At 70.4% G+C, this 18089-nt stretch carries 18 protein-coding genes; 17 read left to right on the plus strand and 1 reads right to left on the minus strand.

Features of this window, described 5'->3' with window-relative positions; all coding sequences use genetic code 11:
- Window positions 1–20: 20 nt before the first annotated feature.
- From AB0C15_RS15480 to AB0C15_RS15490, 3 genes are all read left to right on the plus strand, one after another.
- Complete coding sequence (locus AB0C15_RS15480) at window positions 21–2105, plus strand: multicopper oxidase family protein (protein ID WP_357352272.1); 2085 nt, start codon at window positions 21–23, stop codon at window positions 2103–2105.
- An 88-nt stretch (window positions 2106–2193) separates the two neighbouring features.
- Window positions 2194–3318, plus strand: a complete 1125-nt coding sequence (locus AB0C15_RS15485) for a ScyD/ScyE family protein (protein ID WP_357352275.1) — start codon at window positions 2194–2196, stop codon at window positions 3316–3318.
- A 129-nt stretch (window positions 3319–3447) separates the two neighbouring features.
- Window positions 3448–4146, plus strand: a complete 699-nt coding sequence (locus tag AB0C15_RS15490; protein WP_357352277.1) for a response regulator transcription factor — start codon at window positions 3448–3450, stop codon at window positions 4144–4146.
- Window positions 4147–4162: 16 nt separating this feature from the next.
- Here the strand turns inward: AB0C15_RS15490 and metK are convergent, their stop codons facing one another.
- The gene (gene metK, locus AB0C15_RS15495) at window positions 4163–5350 is read right to left on the minus strand and encodes a methionine adenosyltransferase (RefSeq protein WP_357352279.1); all 1188 of its coding nucleotides are present in this window, start codon (window positions 5348–5350) and stop codon (window positions 4163–4165) included.
- A gap of 233 nt (window positions 5351–5583) precedes the next feature.
- Between metK and AB0C15_RS15500 the strand changes: the two genes are divergently transcribed.
- The 14 genes from AB0C15_RS15500 (at window position 5584) to AB0C15_RS15565 (ending at window position 17958) form a co-directional block, all read left to right on the plus strand.
- Window positions 5584–6372, plus strand: coding sequence for an AfsR/SARP family transcriptional regulator (locus AB0C15_RS15500; RefSeq protein ID WP_357352281.1), 789 nt, complete (start codon window positions 5584–5586; stop codon window positions 6370–6372).
- A gap of 81 nt (window positions 6373–6453) precedes the next feature.
- Entirely contained in the window at window positions 6454–7716 is a 1263-nt protein-coding gene (locus tag AB0C15_RS15505; RefSeq protein WP_357352283.1) for a beta-ketoacyl-[acyl-carrier-protein] synthase family protein, read from the plus strand.
- Entirely contained in the window at window positions 7713–8933 is a 1221-nt protein-coding gene (locus AB0C15_RS15510) for a ketosynthase chain-length factor (RefSeq protein WP_357352285.1), read from the plus strand. The genes AB0C15_RS15505 and AB0C15_RS15510 overlap by 4 nt, the downstream gene beginning before the upstream one ends.
- Window positions 8930–9988 (plus strand): methyltransferase, encoded by a 1059-nt coding sequence (locus AB0C15_RS15515; protein WP_357352287.1) that lies wholly within the window; start codon window positions 8930–8932, stop codon window positions 9986–9988. Before AB0C15_RS15510 ends, AB0C15_RS15515 begins: the two co-directional genes overlap by 4 nt.
- Before the next feature lie 15 nt (window positions 9989–10003).
- Complete coding sequence (locus AB0C15_RS15520; RefSeq protein ID WP_357352289.1) at window positions 10004–10330, plus strand: antibiotic biosynthesis monooxygenase family protein; 327 nt, start codon at window positions 10004–10006, stop codon at window positions 10328–10330.
- Entirely contained in the window at window positions 10323–11945 is a 1623-nt protein-coding gene (locus tag AB0C15_RS15525; RefSeq protein WP_357352291.1) for an FAD-dependent oxidoreductase, read from the plus strand. The genes AB0C15_RS15520 and AB0C15_RS15525 overlap by 8 nt, the downstream gene beginning before the upstream one ends.
- Window positions 11946–11949: 4 nt before the next feature.
- Window positions 11950–12291 carry a TcmI family type II polyketide cyclase gene (locus AB0C15_RS15530; RefSeq protein WP_357352293.1) on the plus strand — a complete coding sequence of 114 codons (342 nt, stop codon included), beginning with the start codon at window positions 11950–11952 and terminating at the stop codon, window positions 12289–12291.
- Window positions 12288–13295, plus strand: coding sequence for a class I SAM-dependent methyltransferase (locus AB0C15_RS15535; protein WP_357352295.1), 1008 nt, complete (start codon window positions 12288–12290; stop codon window positions 13293–13295). The genes AB0C15_RS15530 and AB0C15_RS15535 overlap by 4 nt, the downstream gene beginning before the upstream one ends.
- A gap of 2 nt (window positions 13296–13297) precedes the next feature.
- Window positions 13298–13759, plus strand: coding sequence for a cupin domain-containing protein (locus AB0C15_RS15540; protein ID WP_357352297.1), 462 nt, complete (start codon window positions 13298–13300; stop codon window positions 13757–13759).
- On the plus strand, window positions 13756–14013 hold the full coding sequence (locus AB0C15_RS15545; RefSeq protein ID WP_357352299.1) for an acyl carrier protein: 258 nt from the start codon (window positions 13756–13758) through the stop codon (window positions 14011–14013). Before AB0C15_RS15540 ends, AB0C15_RS15545 begins: the two co-directional genes overlap by 4 nt.
- A 4-nt stretch (window positions 14014–14017) precedes the next feature.
- Complete coding sequence (locus AB0C15_RS15550) at window positions 14018–14488, plus strand: SRPBCC family protein (protein ID WP_357352301.1); 471 nt, start codon at window positions 14018–14020, stop codon at window positions 14486–14488.
- A complete protein-coding gene (locus tag AB0C15_RS15555; RefSeq protein ID WP_357352303.1) occupies window positions 14485–16146 on the plus strand; it encodes an acetyl-CoA carboxylase carboxyltransferase subunit alpha in 1662 nt (553 codons plus the stop codon). Before AB0C15_RS15550 ends, AB0C15_RS15555 begins: the two co-directional genes overlap by 4 nt.
- Window positions 16133–16570 carry a biotin/lipoyl-containing protein gene (locus tag AB0C15_RS15560; protein ID WP_357352304.1) on the plus strand — a complete coding sequence of 146 codons (438 nt, stop codon included), beginning with the start codon at window positions 16133–16135 and terminating at the stop codon, window positions 16568–16570. Before AB0C15_RS15555 ends, AB0C15_RS15560 begins: the two co-directional genes overlap by 14 nt.
- Window positions 16571–16572: 2 nt before the next feature.
- On the plus strand, window positions 16573–17958 hold the full coding sequence (locus AB0C15_RS15565; RefSeq protein ID WP_357352306.1) for an acetyl-CoA carboxylase biotin carboxylase subunit: 1386 nt from the start codon (window positions 16573–16575) through the stop codon (window positions 17956–17958).
- Window positions 17959–18089 lie beyond the last annotated feature (131 nt).

Genomic DNA, 18089 nt, shown 5'->3' on the forward strand with positions numbered 1-18089 from the left:
ATCCTTCGTATGTTGGCGTCATGTTTGAGGTCGGAGAGAACGCCGATGGGATCCTGGCCGGGGTCCTGTTCCTGATCTGGCTGCCCGCAGCGATCCTCGCCACGCGGCTGGCCTGGCGGCCGACGCCCGTCGCGCTGCGCAAGAGCGCCCGCCGGCTGCTTCGTCTGCTCGTCGCCGCTCTTGTGGTGCTTGTGGTCAAGTGTGTCGCGATCGGGCTGATGCTCGCCGTCGACTGGATCTTCGCCGACAACCGGGTGATCGTCCAGATGCCCCTCCTGCTGCTGCCGATGCTTGCGGTCGCCGTGTGGACCGTGCCGGGCCTGCGCGCCCTGGCCAACCGCGACGACGACGCACCCGTCGACGCCGAGACGCGCGCCGCCGCCGCCCAGCCCAGGTTCGTCGTCCCGGTCCAGGTGACGGCCGTGGCGACGGTCGTCGGGGTCTACTTCGCGTACGTGTCCCGGCCGGTCCCGTCGTATCTCGACGACATCGCGACCCACGCCGCGCCGATCCTGCTGGCGGTGGTGGTGTTCTGGTTCTGGCAGGGGCGTCGCCTGCGGGCGGTCACCGCGACCGACTTCGCCCGCCGGGGCCGCCGGGCCGGTGCCCTGCGCGCCGTCGCGCAGACCGCGGTCGTGGTGCTCGTCGTCGCCGCCGGCATCACCTACGTGGCGCAGAGCAGCAGGCTGCCCGACCGGATGAGCATGATGTCCCACGACAACGTCGACTACGGCGGCGGCCCGTCGTTCGGGCACGGCGGCAACCACGGCGGCGGGGTCTCCGTCGACGACCTGCGTGGGCCGACGACCGGCACGCCCGACAAGACGTTCACCCTGACCGCGAAGACCGCCACGGTACGGCTGTCGTCGGGCGCCGAGATCGACGCCCTGACGTACAACGGTCAGTCGCCCGGCCCGGAGCTGCGGGTGCGCGAGGGCGATCTCGTCGAGGTGACGCTGCGCAACGAGATCCCCGACGAGAACGTGACGCTGCACTGGCACGGTCTCGACGTGCCCAACCGTGAGGACGGGGTGGCCGGCGCGACCCAGAACGCGGTGGAGATGGGCGGGAGCTTCACCTACCGATTCGTCGCCGAGCAGGTCGGCACCTTCTGGTACCACACCCACCAGAACCCGCTGGAGGCGATCCGGCGGGGCCTCTTCGGCGCGCTGATCGTCGAGCCACGCGACGGCCCACCACCGGGTGAGCGCGACGTCGTCGTGATGGCACACGAGTGGCGTACGCCTGACGACAACCTCGTCTCGTTCGGCACCAGTGACACGCTGCAACGCCAGGAGATCGCCCCGGGCACTCCGGTGCGGCTGCGCCTGATCAACACCGACAACAACCCGGCCGGCGACAGCCGCCCCCGGTCGTTGACCGTCAACGGCACGCCGGTGCAGGTCGCGGCGATCGACGGGGTCGACGTCAACGGCCCGACCCCGCTGACCAACCCACGGTTCGGGTTGGCGACAGGTGGACGGCACGACGTGACCTTCACGATGCCCGCGAACCCGGTCCGCGTGACCGACCTCGCCAACCGCGACGGCGGGCTGGTGCTGGCGCCGCCGGGTGACACCTCGACGCCGAAGGTCGTCGACGACGGCGACCAGTTCGACCCGCTCTCGTACGGCTCGGGCGGCTCCCGACCCTTCGACGCGCGCTCGTCGTACGACCGCTCGTTCACCCAACTCCTCGACGACCGGTTGTCCTTCTACAACGGTGGCCTGCACCTGGTGCCGATCATCAACGGGCACAGCTTCCCCGAGACGCCGACCCTGATGGTCCGGACAGGCGACGTGGTCAAGGTGCGGATCGTCAACCGCAGTCACCAGAACCACCCGATGCACCTGCACGGGCATCACGCCCTTGTGTTGTCCCGCAACGGAGTCGCCGCGACCGGTTCGCCGTGGTGGATCGACAGCCTCGACGTGATCCCCGGTGAGATCTACGAGATCGGCTTCAAGGCGGACAATCCGGGGCTCTGGATGGACCACTGCCACAACCTCGACCACGCGGCCAACGGCATGGTGATGCACCTGGCCTACGAGGGCGTGACGTCGCCGTACGAGCTGGGGCGGGGCACTCCCAACCAGCCGGAGTAGGCGGCCCTGTCGAGTCTTCCTCCACCGGGCCTCGAGGCACCGGCGGCAGCGTCGTTCGCATCCGAACCCCTCTTGCTGAGGAGAACCCATGCAAGACGCGATGCGACGAACGCTGTCGCTGGCCGTGCCGCTGGTACTTGTGGTGGCCGGCCTCGCCGCGCCCGCCACCGCGGCCACCTCGACCACTGGGCGACTGACCGTCGTCGCCCGCAACCTCGACAACCCTCGCGGTGTCGCCATCGACCGCGCCGGCACCGTCTTCGTCGCCGAGGCCGGGCTCGGAGGTGAGGACGTCTGCATCCCCGGCACGTTCGGCACGAACCTCTGCTACGGCTCGACCGGGGCGATCACGGCGGTCCGTCACGGCTGGCAGAAGCGGGTGGTGACGGGCCTGCCGTCGCTGCGTAGCACCGGTGGCGGCTTCTCGGTGTACGGCGCACACGACCTTGCCTTCGATCGGCAGGGCAAGATCCTTGTGGCGATGGGCTACAGCACCGACCCGGTCTCGCGCGACCTGCTCGGTGCGGCCGGGGCCACGATGGGAACGATCCTCCGGGTGGAGGGGAAGCGCCGGTGGTCGGTGGTCGGTGACCTCTCGGCCTTCGAGGGGCAGAACAACCCCGACGGTGTCATCCCGGAGAGCCAGCCCTACGCCGTCGTCGCCGACGGGCGGGACGTCTACGCGCTCGACGCGGCCGCCAACGACGTGCTCCGCATCGACCGTCGCGGCGTGGTCACGGCGGAACACGTCTGGCCGCAGGAGCAGGTTCCGGCACCGCCGGAGTGGGGCCTGCCGCCCGGCTCGACAACGCCGATCCAGTTCGTGCCGGTCACCATCACCCGCGGGCCCGATGGCGCTCTCTACATCGGCCAGCTGACCGGGCACCCCTTCCCCAGGGGCGGCGCCCGGGTGTGGCGGCTGGTGCCGGGGCAGGAGCCGACCATCTACGCGACCGGCTTCACCAACATCATCGACCTCGCGTTCGACAAGCGGGGCCGGTTGGTCGTGTTGGAGATCGCGAAGAACGGGCTCAACTCCGGGGACTCGACCGGGGCGTTGATCCGGGTGGAGCGTGACGGCAGCCTCCGGGAGCTGGCGAGCACCGGCCTCGACAACCCGATGTCGTTCGCCATCGCCCGCGACGGAAGCTTCTACATCGCCAACAAGGGCCTTGGCATCGGCGAGTTGGTCCGTCTGTCCACACGAGACTGACATAAACGCGCGGCGATCGTGGCGTTCTTCGTGTCAGAGGGACGCCACGATAGCTGCTGCGTCGGAGGTCCGCGATACGGTGCCAATCATGTGCACGCTGGTGGCGGGGGACGGGGTCTGGGGGTCAGGTTGACGCGGTCCGACGGCGGGTCTCCCGCCGGCGCCACCACCATCCTCATAGTCGACGACCACGCTCTCGTCCGCGAAGGGCTGCGCTGGGTGCTCGAGGTCCACGCCGACCTCGACGTGGTCGACGAGGCGGGTGACTCGGCCACCGCAGTCGCCAAGGCGGCGGCCGAGCGCCCCGACGTCGTGTTGCTCGACGTCGAGATCCCCGGCGACGACCCGGTGGTCACGGTGCGCCGCATCCGCGAGGTGTCGCCCGACAGCGCGGTCGTCATCCTCAGCATGTACGACAGCCCTGACCTGCTGCGCCGTCTGATCGCCGCCGGGGTGCGCGCCTATCTGCTCAAGAGCGTGGGTCGTGCGGAGCTGGTGGCCGCGATCCGCAAGGCGCGGGACGGCAGCGGCTCGGTCCTGCTCTCCGTCTCCGGCCAGAGCCTGGTGCAGGTGCAGAACGCGGAGTCCGCCATTCTGTCCCCCGTCGAGCTGGAGATCCTCCAACTGGCGGCCGAGGCGATGACGAATGCCCAGATCGCGCGCCGGCTCGACCTGACCGAGGCCACGGTGAAGAGTCACCTGCGTCGCATCTTCGCGAAGCTCGGCGCGGTCTCCCGCATCGACGCGGTGAACAAGGCGGTGGCAGCGTCACTGGTGACGCTGCCACACGACCGGTTGGTGCCGCGCCCTCGCCGCCCGCCGCGTTAGCGGCTGCGGACGTCGCTCAACAGGCGGCCTTGAGGTCGGCGGCGCGGTCAGTCCGCTCCCAGGTCAGGTCCGGGAGTTCGCGGCCGAAGTGGCCGTAGGCCGCCGTCTGCTGGTAGATCGGACGCAGCAGGTCCAGGTCCCGGATGATCGCCGCCGGGCGCAGGTCGAAGACCTCGCCGATCGCCTTCTCGATCCGGTCGAGCGGCACCGTCTCCGTGCCGAACGTCTCGACGAACAGGCTCACCGGGTGGGCCTTGCCGATCGCGTACGCCACCTGCGCCTCACACCGTTCCGCCAGGCCCGCGGCGACCACGTTCTTCGCCACCCAGCGCATCGCGTACGCCGCCGACCGGTCGACCTTCGACGGGTCCTTCCCCGAGAAGGCGCCACCGCCGTGGCGGGCGTACCCGCCGTAGGTGTCGACGATGATCTTCCGCCCGGTCAGGCCGGCGTCGCCCATCGGGCCACCGATCTCGAACCGCCCGGTCGGGTTGACGAGCAGCCGGTAGCCCTCGGTGTCGAGGTCGAGCGCCTCCAACTCCGGCGTGATCACGTGGTTGCGGATGTCGGGAGCGAGCAGCTCGTCGAGGGAGATGTGGGCCGCGTGCTGCGTGGAGACCACGACGGTGTCGAGCCGGACCGGGCGTAGGCCGTCGTACTCGACGGTGACCTGGGTCTTGCCGTCCGGTCGCAGGTAGGGCACCGTGCCGTCCTTGCGGACGGCGGCCAGGCGACGGGCCAGACGGTGGGCCAGCGCGATCGGCAGCGGCATCAGCTCCGGCGTCTCCGAGCAGGCGAAGCCGAACATCATGCCCTGGTCACCGGCGCCCTGCGCGTCGAGCCCACCGCCGGACGAGCCGTCGCGCAGCTCGATCGCGGTGTCGACGCCCTGCGCGATGTCCGGCGACTGGGCGCCGATCGAGATGCTGACGCCGCAGGAGGCGCCGTCGAAGCCCTTCTTCGACGAGTCGTAGCCGATGCCCAGGACCGTGTCCCGCACGATGCGGGGGATGTCGGCGTAGGCCTGCGTGGTGACCTCGCCAGCGACGTGGACCTGACCGGTGGTGATCAGGCTCTCGACGGCGACCCGGCTGTGCGGGTCCTGCGCCAGCAGCGCGTCGAGGATCCCGTCGCTGATCTGGTCGGCGATCTTGTCGGGATGACCTTCGGTGACCGACTCGGACGTGAAGAGGCGGCGCGACATGTGTGACTCCTAACCCAAGGAGGCGTGGGGGCCCGGCGAGTCTTCCCGCAACTGGTGGAGGTTGCCTTGAGGAAGCATCGAGCGATCAAAGGGGTATCCGCCGTACAACTTTCGACACACATCGATCCTCGGAAGAACCCGTGATGTCGCTACCTGCGGTCGTTCCGACACACCCCGCTCCTCCATAGCTTGAGAACGTCTCGACGAGTGCTATGGGGAATGGGGGGACCACTGTGGTCAGGTACGAGATCCTCGGGTCGCTTGAAGTCATCCATGACGGCCGGATCTGCACACCGACACCGCCGAAGGTGCGGACCGTGTTGGCGCTGCTGGTGATGCGGGCCAACCGGGTCGTCCTGGTCGACTCGATAATCCGGGAGCTGTGGGGTGACGATCCGGCGCGCAGCGCCGTCACCACGGTGCAGACCTACATCTACCACCTGCGGAAGCTCTTCGCGAAGGAGGGCATAGAGACCCCGGACCGGGTTGTGCTGGAGAGCCGCGCCCGCGGCTACCTGCTCAGGGTGGAGCCGGGCCAACTCGACGCCGAGGTGTTCGAGACCCTGCTCGACCAGGGCCGTACGCACATCGAGGCGGACCGGCCCGAGGAGGGCGCCGAGGTGTTGCGGCGGGCACTGGCCATGTGGACGGGGCCGGTGGGCGCCAACGTGACGTTCGGGCCGGCGTTGGAGGCGCACGCGATCCACCTGCAGGAGCAGTGGATCCGGGCGCTGGAGCTACGGATCCAGGCGGACATCACGCTCGGCCGCCACCGCGAGCTGATCGGCGAGCTGCGGTACCTCGTGGGCACGTACCCGCTCAACGAGTGGTTCCACCGCCAGCTCATCGTGGCGCTCAGTCGGTCGGGACGACGCGGCGAGGCGTTGCAGGCGTACCACCATCTGCGCCGGGTGCTCAGTGAGGAGTTGGGCCTGGACCCTTCGCCTGACCTCCAGCGGCTCCAGCGGGAGGTGTTGGCAGCCGGCGCACCCCTGCGCCCGGGGCTGGCCAGGGCCTCGTGACAGGCCCTCGACCGACGCTCCAGCGCCGTTCGACCGGCCGTCCCTAGCTTTCACACGGATATCGCGGCCAGGAGGTCTTCCATGACGAGCACATCCGACCGTCGGGTGGTCATCACCGGGATTGGCGTCATCGCCCCCGGCGGACTGGGCACCAAGGCGTTCTGGGAACTGTTGACCGCTGGCCGCACGGCCACCCGTACCCTGTCGTTCTTCGATGCCACACCCTTCCGGTCGCGGGTGGCCGCGGAGGCCGACTTCGACCCGGCGGCCGAGGGGCTGTCACCGCAGGAGATCCGCCGGATGGACCGGGCGGCCCAGATGGCCGTGGTCTGCACCCGGGAGGCGCTCGCCGACAGTGGCTTCGAGGTCACCGACCCGACCCGGGTCGGCGTCAGCGTCGGCACGGCGGTCGGGGCCACGATGAGCCTCGAAGAGGAGTACGTCGTGGTCAGCGACGGCGGCCGGAAGTGGCTGACCGACCACAGGTACGCCACCCCGCACCTCTACGACTATCTGGTGCCGAGCTCGTTCGCCCGGGAGGTGGCGTGGTCGGTCGGGGCGGAAGGCCCGGCGACGGTGGTCTCCACCGGCTGCACGTCGGGGCTCGACTCGGTCGGCCACGCCCGGGAGCTGATCCGCGAAGGCTCGGCCGACGTGATGATCGCCGGCGCGACCGACGCCCCGATCTCACCGATCACGGTGGCCTGCTTCGACGCGATCAAGGCGACCACCGCCCGCAACGACGACCCGACGCACGCGTCGCGGCCGTTCGACAACAGCCGCGACGGGTTCGTCCTCGGCGAGGGCTCGGCGATGTTCGTCCTCGAGGAGTTGGAGCACGCCCGCCGGCGGGGTGCGCAGATCTACGCCGAGCTGGTCGGTTTCGCCTCGCGCTCCAACGCGTTCCACATGACCGGCCTGCGGCCCGACGGGCGGGAGATGGCCGAGGCGATCCGGGTCGCGCTGGCCGACGCCCGGCTGTCCGGCGACGCCGTCGACTACATCAACGCGCACGGCTCGGGCACCAAGCAGAACGACAGGCACGAGACGGCGGCGTTCAAGCGAAGCCTCGGCGACCACGCGTACCGCACCCCGGTCAGCTCGATCAAGTCGATGATCGGTCACTCGCTCGGCGCCATCGGCTCGATCGAGATCGCGGCGTCGGCCCTGGCGATCAAGCACGGGGTGGTGCCGCCGACGGCCAACCTGCACGAACGCGACCCGGAGTGCGACCTCGACTACGTGCCGCTGACCGCCCGTGAGCAGCAGACCGACGTCGTGTTGAGCGTGGGGAGCGGGTTCGGCGGTTTCCAGAGCGCCATGCTCCTGGCGCGTGTGGCATGACCACTGTCGTCACCGGGGTCGGGGTTGCCGCGCCGAACGGGTTGGGCCGGGACGCCTTCTGGGCGGCCACCGTGGCCGGGGTGGGTGGCATCGGACCGATCAGCCGGTTCGACTCCTCGACGTACCCCGCGCAGTTGGCCGGCGAGGTTCCCGGGTACGAGGCGTCCGACCACATTCCGAGCCGGTTGATGGCGCAGACCGATCACATGACCCGGCTGGCGCTGACGGCGGCACAGTGGGCGCTCGCCGATGCTTCAGTCGACCCGTCGGCGCTGCCCGAGTTCGGCATGGGTGTCGTCACGGCGAGCGCGTCGGGCGGCTTCGAGTTCGGCCACCGTGAGTTGGAGAAGCTCTGGAGCAAGGGCTCCGAGCACGTCAGCGCCTACCAGTCGTTCGCCTGGTTCTACGCGGTCAACACCGGCCAGATCTCGATCCGCCACGGCATGCGTGGCCCCACCGGGGTGCTCGTCACCGAGCAGGCGGGCGGGCTCGACGCGGTGGCGCAGGCCCGGCGTCAGGTGCGCAAGGGCGTGCAACTCGTGATGACCGGCGGTGTCGACGCGTCGCTCTGCCCGTGGGGCTGGACGGCCCAGCTCGCCAACGGCCTGCTCAGCACGGGGCGCGATCCGGCCACGGCGTTCCTGCCGTTCGACGCCAACGCGTCGGGTTACGTGCCGGGCGAGGGCGGGGCGATGCTGGTGTTGGAGGACGAACGCGCCGCTGCCCAGCGCGGTGCCGAGGTCTACGGCGTGATCGCCGGCTACGGCGCGACATTCGACCCCCGGCCCGGCTCCGGGCGCCCTCCGGGGCTGCGTCGGGCGGCCGAGATGGCCCTGTCCGACGCCGGTCTCACGCCTGCCGACATCGACGTCGTCTTCGCCGACGGCGCGGGGGTCGCGGACCTCGACCGCGCCGAGGCCGAGGCGATCACCGCCGTCTTCGGCCCACTCGGGGTGCCGGTGACCGCGCCCAAGACGATGACCGGCCGGCTCTACTCGGGCGGGGCGGCGCTCGACCTGGTCTCCGCGCTGCTGTCGATCCGGCACGGAGTCATTCCGCCCACCACGAACATCCGCCAGCCGGCCGAGGGCCTGCGACTCGACCTGGTGCGGGACGTCGCGCGGGAGACGCCCGTGCGTGCCGCGCTCGTGCTCGCCAGAGGCTACGGCGGATTCAACGCGGCCATGGTCGTGACCGACGAAAGGAATGGACGATGACCGACGCCAGCCTCGCCGCCGTCGCGAACTTCGACGAGCAGCAGGCACTCGACCTGCGTGAACGGCAGATCGCGGTGCTGGGGAGCGCCAAACAGATCGCCAATGTGATCTACGTGGTCACCGAACTCGGCGTCGCCGACCTGCTCGTCGACGGGCCGGTGCCGGTCGCGAAACTGGCCGCGGCGACCGAGTCGCACGAGGACGCCCTGCGGCGGATCCTGCGCGCGGCCGCCGCGGTCGGCATCTTCGACGAGCAGGAGGACGGGGCGTTCGCGCTGACACCGCTCGGCGAAGGGCTGACGTCGGCCCGGATCGGCGGGCTGCGGCCCATGGTGCAGTTCAGCGGCGCCGACTTCAACCGCCTCCCGTACGCGGAGATCCTGCACAGCGTCCGCACCGGCGAGCCGGCCTTCAACAAGGTCTTCGGCATGGGCTTCTACGACTACCTCCAGGCCCACCCGGAGGCGAACCGGTTCTTCGAGGGCTTCATGGCCCACTGGAGCCGCCGGCTCGCCGACCGGTTCGCCGCGGAGTTGGCGCCCGAGCGGTTCGACCGGATCGCCGACATCGGTGGTAGCAACGGCTACTTCCTGGCCAAGATGCTCCAGCGTCACCCCGAGGGCACCGGCGTCCTCTTCGACCTGCCCGAGGTGGTGGCCGACGCCGAACCGCTGCTCAAGGAGCACGGTGTCACCGATCGGGTCGAGGTGCGCGGCGGCGACTTCTTCACCGACGAGCTGCCGACCGGCGCCGACGCGTACATCCTGAAGTCGATCGTCCACAACTGGCCGGACGACACCTGCGTCACGCTGCTGCGGAGGATCCGCGCGGCGATCGGCGACGCCGACTCCCGTCTCATCGCGATCGACCAGATCGTGCCGCCCCGCAACCAGTGGGACCACGCCAAGATCATCGACATCGACATGCTGGTGCTCTTCGGCGGCAAGGAACGCGACCTCCGCGAATGGCAGGCGCTCTTCACCGCGTCCGGTTTCGAGCTGGTCAACACCCCCGCACCGCGCGGCTGGGCCCTGCTCGAAGCGCGTCCGATCTAGGAAAGGAAGCCCGCAATGGCACACATCGGCATCGACCAGCCGGTCGTGACGATGGTCAACGTCTTCACCGTCGAGCCGGCCAACCAGCAGAAGCTCGTCGACATCCTGATCGAGGCGACCGACGCGGTGATGTCCAAGGTCGACGGGTTCGTGTCGGCGAACATCCACGCCAGTCTCGACGGGACCCGGGTCGTCAACTACGCGCAGTGGAAGAGCGAGGAGCATTTCACCGCGATGCTCCAGAGCCCCGAGGTCCACCCGCACTTCGGCGAGGTACGCGCGATCGCCACCCCGGAACGCCACCTCTACAAAGTCGTCTACACGGAGGACGCTCATGTCTGACGGAAGCACCGACGTCCTGATCGTCGGCGGCGGCCCGGTCGGCCTGTCGACCGCGCTCTTCCTGGCCCGCAAGGGGGTCCGGCCGATCCTCGTCGAACGGCGGCCCCGGCTGTCCACGATTCCCCGCGCGACGGGTCTGCACGCCCGCACGGTGGAGATCTTCCGCACGGTCGGCCTGGAGCCGGCCGTGCAGCAGGCCGGCATGAAGATCGTCGGGCCGGGAGCGGAACTCGACCTCGTCCGCGCCGGTCGCGCCACGCCGCTGGTGATGCTCGGCGCCCAGTCGCTGGCCGACCTGCACAAGTCGTTCGTCATGGAGGCGCACGACGTCGACTACGACAGGTTCACCCCGAGCTGGCCGATCTGGTGCGGGCAGGACCACTACGAGCCGCTGCTCTTCGACGCCGCCGTCGAGGCGGGCGCGGACATCCGCTTCCAGAACGAGCTGGTCGGGCTGGTTCAGGATTCCGACGGCGTGACGGCGACGGTCAACGACAACGGCACGACCCGCACCATCCGGGCGCGCTACGTCGTCGCGGCCGACGGCGTGAAGAGCCCCGTCCGCGAGATGCTGGAGATCGGCAACCGCAGCAACGGTGTGGCCGGGAACTTCGTGAGCATCATCTTCCGCGCCAAGGTCGACCTGCCCGACACCGCGCCCCGGTTCACGCTGATCTACCTGATGAACCAGCGGGCCCAGGGCCTGCTGCTCTTCATCGAGCCCGGGCGGTGGATGTTCGGGGTGAACTACTACCCCGAGCGGGGGCAGTCGCCGGCCGACTTCACCCCGGAGCGCTGCGTGGAGCTTGCCCGGATCGCGGCCGGTGACCCCGAGCTGGAGATCGAGGTCGAGTCGGCCCAACCCTGGGACGCGCGGCACATGGTCGCCGACGCGTACCAGTCGGGGCGGGTCTTCCTCGCCGGTGACGCCTGCCACGCCCACCCGCCGGCCGGCGGTTTCGGCGTGAACGCTGGCATCCAGGACGCCCACAACCTGGCGTGGAAGCTCGCCGACGTGCTTCAGGGGCACGCCGACGAGAGCCTGCTCGACTCGTACGAGGCCGAGCGTCGTCCGGTCGGTGCCGCGACCGCCGACCAGGCGTGGATGCTCTTCCGCACCCGGGGTCAGCTCGCCGACGAGGACAAGGCCGCCTACCGCGACTTCGTCATCGTGACGATGGGCTACCGGTACACCTCGAACGCGGTCGTCGGCGTACCCGCCGACACCGAGCTGCTGCCCCGCGAGCTGACCTTCACCGGCCAGCCCGGATCGCGCGCCCCGCACGGCTGGGTCGACCGCAACGGCAGCCGGGTCTCCACGATCGACGTGCTCACCGAGGGTTGGACGCTCGCCACGGCTCCCGGCGACGACGCCTGGCTCGCGGCGGCCGCGGCTGCCTCGGCGGAGACCGGGCTGCCGATCACGGCGCTGACCGCCGGCCCCGACGGCGACCTCGCCGACGACGGCTCCTGGCTCGCGAGCTGCGGAGTCGGCCCCGGCGGGGCGCTGCTGGTACGCCCCGACGGCATCGTCGCCTGGCGCAGTACCGGCCCGGTCGACGACCAGAAGCAGACCCTGGCCGCCGCCCTGGCCACCATCCTGCGGGGAGCGTGAACAGATGTCCTACCGCGCCCTCATGGTCATGCGGATGGCCCCCAGCCACGCCGACGCGGTCGCCGAGCTGTTCACCGAGCACGACAAGGGCGACATGCCCTACGTCGTCGGCATCTCGCGGCGCACGCTCTTCCGCTACCAGGACCTCTACATGCACCTGCTCGAGGCCGACACCGACGTCTTCGACAAGCTCCTCGCGGCCCGAGCCCGCACGGACTTCCAGGAGGTCAACCGGCGCCTCTCGGCCTACCTGCAGCGCTACGCGCCGGACAGCATGACCGAGCTGCAGGACTCGAAGGCCACGCCCTTCTACACCTGGAGCCCCGAGACAGGGAGCATCACGTGACGCTGACCCGCCGCGACATCAACGACATGATGCAGGCCTACAAGAAGACCAGTCTGCTGCGTACCGGGGTCGAGCTGGGCGTCTTCGACGCCCTTGCCGCGGGCCCTGCGACGGCGAGCGGGCTCGCCCCGAAGCTCGGCATCCACCCGCGAGGCGCACGCATCCTGCTCGACGCGCTGACCGCGATCCGCCTCACCGACCGGACCGGCGAGCACTTCTCGCTCACTTCGGCGGCCGCCGACCACCTGGTCAGCACCCGCCCGGACTACCTGGGCGGCATGGTCAAGGTGATGTCCAGCGACTGGGAGTGGGACGCGCTGCGCGACCTCAGCGCCGCGGTGAAGGCCGGCGGCACCGTGCTCGACGTGCACGCCGAGACCCCCGAGTACACCTACTGGGAGGACTTCGCCGCGTACGCGACGAAGGTCGCCCAGCCGACCGCCGAGGTGATGGCCGAGGCGCTCGCGCCGTGGACGAAGGAGCGCACCGCACTCGACATCCTCGACGTCGCCTGCGGTCACGGCGTCTACGGCTACACCCTCGCGCAGCACAACCCCCAGGCGGCGGTGACCTCGCTGGACTGGCCCAACGTGCTCGCCGTGACGGAGAAGCACGCCGAGCGGCTCGGCGTACGGGACCGGGCGTCGTTCCTGCCCGGTGACATGTTCACCACCGATCTCGGCGGGCCCTACGACGTCGCGCTGCTCACCAACGTCACCCACCACTTCTCCGAGGAGCGGGTGCACGAGCTGGTGAAACGGCTCGGTTCCGTGGTCAAGCCGGGTGGGCGGCTGGTCATCGTCGGCTTCACCACCGGCGACGAGTCACCGGCACTGGACCCGGCGCCGTACCTCTTCTCGGTTTTGATGCTGGTCTGGACCTTCGAGGGTGAGTCGCACTCCGTGGCCGCCTACAACCGGGCCCTCGCCGCGGCGGGCTTCGGCCCGGCCACCGTCCACCCGACGGACCTGCCCTTCCGGGTGCTCGTCGCAGAGAAGGGATGACCATGCACCGGCAACCGATCGTCAAGGTCGCCGCCACCGACGTGCCCGGCATCAACCGGATCGGCGGGGAGGTGCGGATCCTGCTCAGCCCGAAGACCGTCGACGCGACCGAGGGCTTCATGGGCACGGTCCGCCTGGAGCCGGGCGAGTTCCTGGCCGAGCAGTACAACCCGTACTCGGACAAGTTCTGCTACCTCGTGCGCGGCGAGGTCGTGATCCGGGTCGACGGCGCGGAGGTCAAGCTCGCCGCCGACGAAGCCCTCATGGTCCGGCGCGGCCAGCGGCACCGCATCGTCAACGCCGGTGGCGAGACCGCGCTGATCGTGTTCCAGATCAGTCCGCTCGCGCCCCGCCCCGAGCTGGGCCACGTCGACACCGAGGAGGTCCCGCACCCCGAGTCGCCGGTGCCGCAGGTCGGCGGTGTGCGCGACGGGTGGCAGCGACCCACTGGAGGAAAATCATGAGCCAGCTGACCCTCGACGACCTGCGTCGGATCCTGGAGACCAGTTCCGGCGTGGTCGAGCAGACCGACTGGTCCGACCCGGCGACGCTCGACGCGCCGTTCGACGACCTCGGCTACGACTCGCTCGCGCTGCTCGAGCTGGCGGCGCGGGTGCAGCAGGAGTACGAGGTGCGCATCCCCGACGACGCCGTTTCGATCATGAAGACGCCGCGGCTCGCCGTCGACTACGTCAACCAACGACTCGCGGATCGGTGACCCCATGGCCGGACACACGGACAACGCGATCGTCATCAACGCACCGTTCGACCTCGTCTGGGACCTGACGAACGACATCCCCAACTGGCCCTCCCTCTTCAGCGAGTACGCCAGCACGGAGGTGCTCTCCACGTCCGCCGACGGGGCTGTCGTCTTCCGCCTGACCATGCACCCCGACCCGGCCGGCCGGGTCTGGAGCTGGGTCTCCGAGCGGGTGCCCGACCGCGCCGACCGGGTGGTGCGGGCACGGCGGCTGGAGACCGGCGCCTTCAAGTACATGAACCTGTTCTGGGAGTACACCGAGCTTCCGGACGGCGGCGTACGGATGCGGTGGGTCCAGGACTTCGAGATGCGGCCGGGCGGGCACGCCGACGACGAGGGCATGACCGCCCACCTCAACCGGACCACACGTGAGCAGCAGGCACGCATCCGGGAGATCGTGGAGAAGGCCGCGGCCGAACGCGGGCAGTCATGACCGCCACCGTCAACACGCCAGTCGGTAAGAGCTGGCTCATCTGCCCGGGCTGCCGGGCGTTGCTCTACCAGCGTCGGGTCGATCGCAACCTGGGCGTCTGCCCGGAGTGCGACCACCACGACCAGGTCACCGCGCACCAACGGATCGAGCAGCTCTTCGACCTCGACTCCGTCGAGGAGCTGCCACCGGTGGGCGCCGTCGGCGATCCGCTCGGTTTCGTCGACACCAAGCCCTATCCGCAACGGATCGAGGCGGCCCGTCGGCGCACCGGGTTGGACGAGGCAGTCGTCTGCGTCCGGGGCACCGTCGAGGGGCAGCCGTTGGTCGCGGCGGTCATGGACTTCCGGTTCCTCGGCGGCAGTCTCGGCTCGGGCGTCGGCGAACGGATCACCCGGGCGGCCGAGGTGGCGCTCGAGACCGGTACGCCGCTGCTGATCGTCAGCGCCTCCGGTGGTGCCCGGATGCAGGAGGGCGCGCTGTCGCTCATGCAGATGGCCAAGACGAGCGCGGCGCTCGGGGCCCTCGACGAGGCCGGGGTGTTGACGATCTCGCTGGTCAGCGACCCGACCTACGGTGGCGTCGCGGCATCGTTCGCGACCCTCTGCGACGTCATCCTCGCCGAGCCCGGAGCCCGCCTCGGCTTCGCCGGGCCGCGGGTCATCCAGCAGACCCTGCGCCAGCCCCTGCCGGCCGGCTTCCAGACCGCCGAGTACCTCTTCGCCCGCGGCATGCTCGACGACCTGGTGCCCCGGTCCAACCTGCGGCCGACCATCGGCCGGCTGTTGGCCTTCGCGGGGGCCGAGCGGTCCGCGCCGGATCCCTACCGGGTACGGGTGGCCGAGCCTCCCGAGGCGGCCGACGCGTGGTCGGTCGTGGCGCTCTCCCGGGACCTCGGACGACCCTCCACGCTGGACTACATCGGTCACTTCGTGGACGGCTTCGTGGAGTTGCACGGTGACCGGCTGGCGGGTGACTGCCCTGCGATCGTCGGCGGTGTCGGCCTGATCGACGGGCGGCCCGCCGTCGTGATCGGCCACCAGAAGGGCCACACGGTCGCCGAGGTGGCGAGCCGTAACTTCGGCATGGCGACGCCGGCGGGCTATCGCAAGGCCGCCCGGCTGATGCGCCTGGCCGAGAAGCTCGCGACGCCGATCGTGACGCTCATCGACACCCCGGGGGCCTACCACGGCATCTCGGCGGAGGAGAACGGGCAGGCTCTCGCCATCGCCGACAACATCCGGCTGATGGCCGGGTTGACGGTGCCGGTCGTCGCGGTCGTGACCGGTGAGGGGGGCAGCGGGGGTGCGCTCGCCCTCGGCGTCGGCAACCGGGTGTTGATGCTCGCCAACGCGACGTACTCGGTGATCAGCCCGGAGGGCTGCGCCGCGATCCTGTGGAACGACTCCGGTCGGGCCGACGAGGCGGCCGCGCAGCTCAAGCTCCAGGCCGGCGACCTGCTCACGCTCGGCATCGTCGACGGGGTGGTCGCCGAACCGCCCGGCGGGGCGCCGGCCGATCCCGGGGCGACCGCGTCGGCCGTACACCGGGCGGTTGTCGACGCGTTGGCGGAGTTGGCCGGTCTCAACCGCGAGGAGGTGCGGGCCCACCGCCGGGCCCGCTTCCGACAGATCGGAGGTGTGACGAATGTCGGAGGGTGACGGCGACCCGCTGGATGCCGCGGTCCGTAGTCTCGCGCGGCTGATCGGATCGACGCCGGGTCCGGTCCGCCGTGCCCGGCTGCAGCACGGCGACCTGGTGGTCGAGGTGGAGTGGCCGGAGGGCACACCTGCGGTGGCGGCGGTCCCGGTGGCCCCGCCGGTGGAGGCCGACGCCGGCCTGCACTACGTGTGCGCGCCGATGGTGGCCACGCTCTACCTCGCACCGTCGCCCGGCGCCGACCCGTTCGTCAGTCCGGGCGACCGGGTCGTACCCGGCCAGCAGGTCGCGATCCTCGAAGCGATGAAGATGATGATCCCGGTCGAGGCCGACCGCGCGGGCGAGGTCGTGAAGGTGCTGGTGCCCAACGCGACGCCTGTCGAGTACGGCGAACGGTTGATCGCCCTAGCTGTGTCGGAGGACTGACAGTGTTCGAGTCGGTGCTGATCGCCAACCGGGGCGAGATCGCGGTCCGGATCGCAAGGACCTGCCGGGAGATGGGGCTGCGTACCGTGGCGGTCTACTCGACCGCCGACCGCGACTCGGCAGTGGTACGCCTCGCCGACGAAGCAGTCCAGATCGGGCCCGGTCCGAGCCGACGCAGTTACCTGAGCGCCCCGGCCATCATCGAAGCGGCTCGCCGTACGGGGGCGGACGCGATCCATCCGGGCTACGGGTTCCTCTCCGAGGACCCGGACTTCGCCGAGATCTGTGAGGCCGACGGGATCACGTTCATCGGGCCGCCGCCCGCCGTGATGGCCGCGCTGGGCGACAAGGCCCGGACACGGGGCATCATGGCGGGCCTCGGCCTGCCGGTGCTGCCCGGCACGACCGACGCCGTCGAGTCGGCGGCACACGCCCGTGCCGTCGCCGACGAGATCGGCTTTCCGCTGATCATCAAGGCGGTCGCCGGCGGCGGCGGTCGGGGCGTCCGGGTGGTCCGTGACCCGGCCGCGTTCCTGGGCGAGTTCGCCTCCGCGCGGTCCGAGGCGCAGCTGCTCTTCGGCGACAACCGGGTCTACATCGAGCGTTTTCTCGAGTCGGCCCGCCACGTCGAGGTGCAGGTGCTCACCGACCGTTACGGCAACGGCATCCACCTCGGCGAGCGCGACTGTTCGGTGCAGCGGCGGCACCAGAAACTGATCGAGGAGTCGCCCGCGCCCGGGTTGCCGCACCACATGGTCGACCGGATGACCGCCGCGGCGGTTACCGGTGCGCTCGGTGTCGGCTACGTGGGCGCGGGCACCTTCGAGTTCCTGGTCGGCGGCGGGGACGACTTCCACCTCATGGAGGTCAACTGTCGGCTCCAGGTCGAACACCCGGTCTCCGAACTGGTGACCGGCGTCGACCTGGTGCGGCAACAGATCCTCGTCGCCGCCGGCGAACGGCTGGCGCTGACCCAGGCCGAGGTGACCCCGCGCGGCACGGCGATCGAGTGTCGCCTCAACGTCGAGGATCCGACCCGCGGCTTCGTGCCGACGCCGGGTGAGCTGACCCGCTTCGACCTGCCCGCCGGCCCGTTCGTCCGCGTCGACACGCACGGGTACCCCGGCTACCGGGTGCCGGCCGACTACGACTCACTTCTCGCGAAGGTGGTCGTCTGGGCACCCGACCGCGCCCAGGCCCTGGCCCGGATGGCCCGCGCCCTGGACGAGTGCACCGTCGAGGGGCCGGGGGTGGCCACGACCCGCGACTTCCTCAGATCGACGCTCGACCATCCGCTGTTCCGCGCCGCGAAGCACGACACCTCGCTCGTCGACACCATGCTCAACGGCCTCCAGCCGGACACCACCGAAGCTCCAGGGCGCCACTAACCGAAGGGTTCACACTGCTGCCGGTTCGCGGGTTTACGGCCCGTGCGTCCACGCGGGCGCCTGCGGACGGAAGGTGGCCGACATGGCATTTGACAACGCCTCCCGAGGTGTCAGCCGACGGCGATTATTGG

Source organism: Micromonospora sp. NPDC048835 (assembly GCF_040649995.1).
Taxonomy (GTDB): domain Bacteria; phylum Actinomycetota; class Actinomycetes; order Mycobacteriales; family Micromonosporaceae; genus Micromonospora.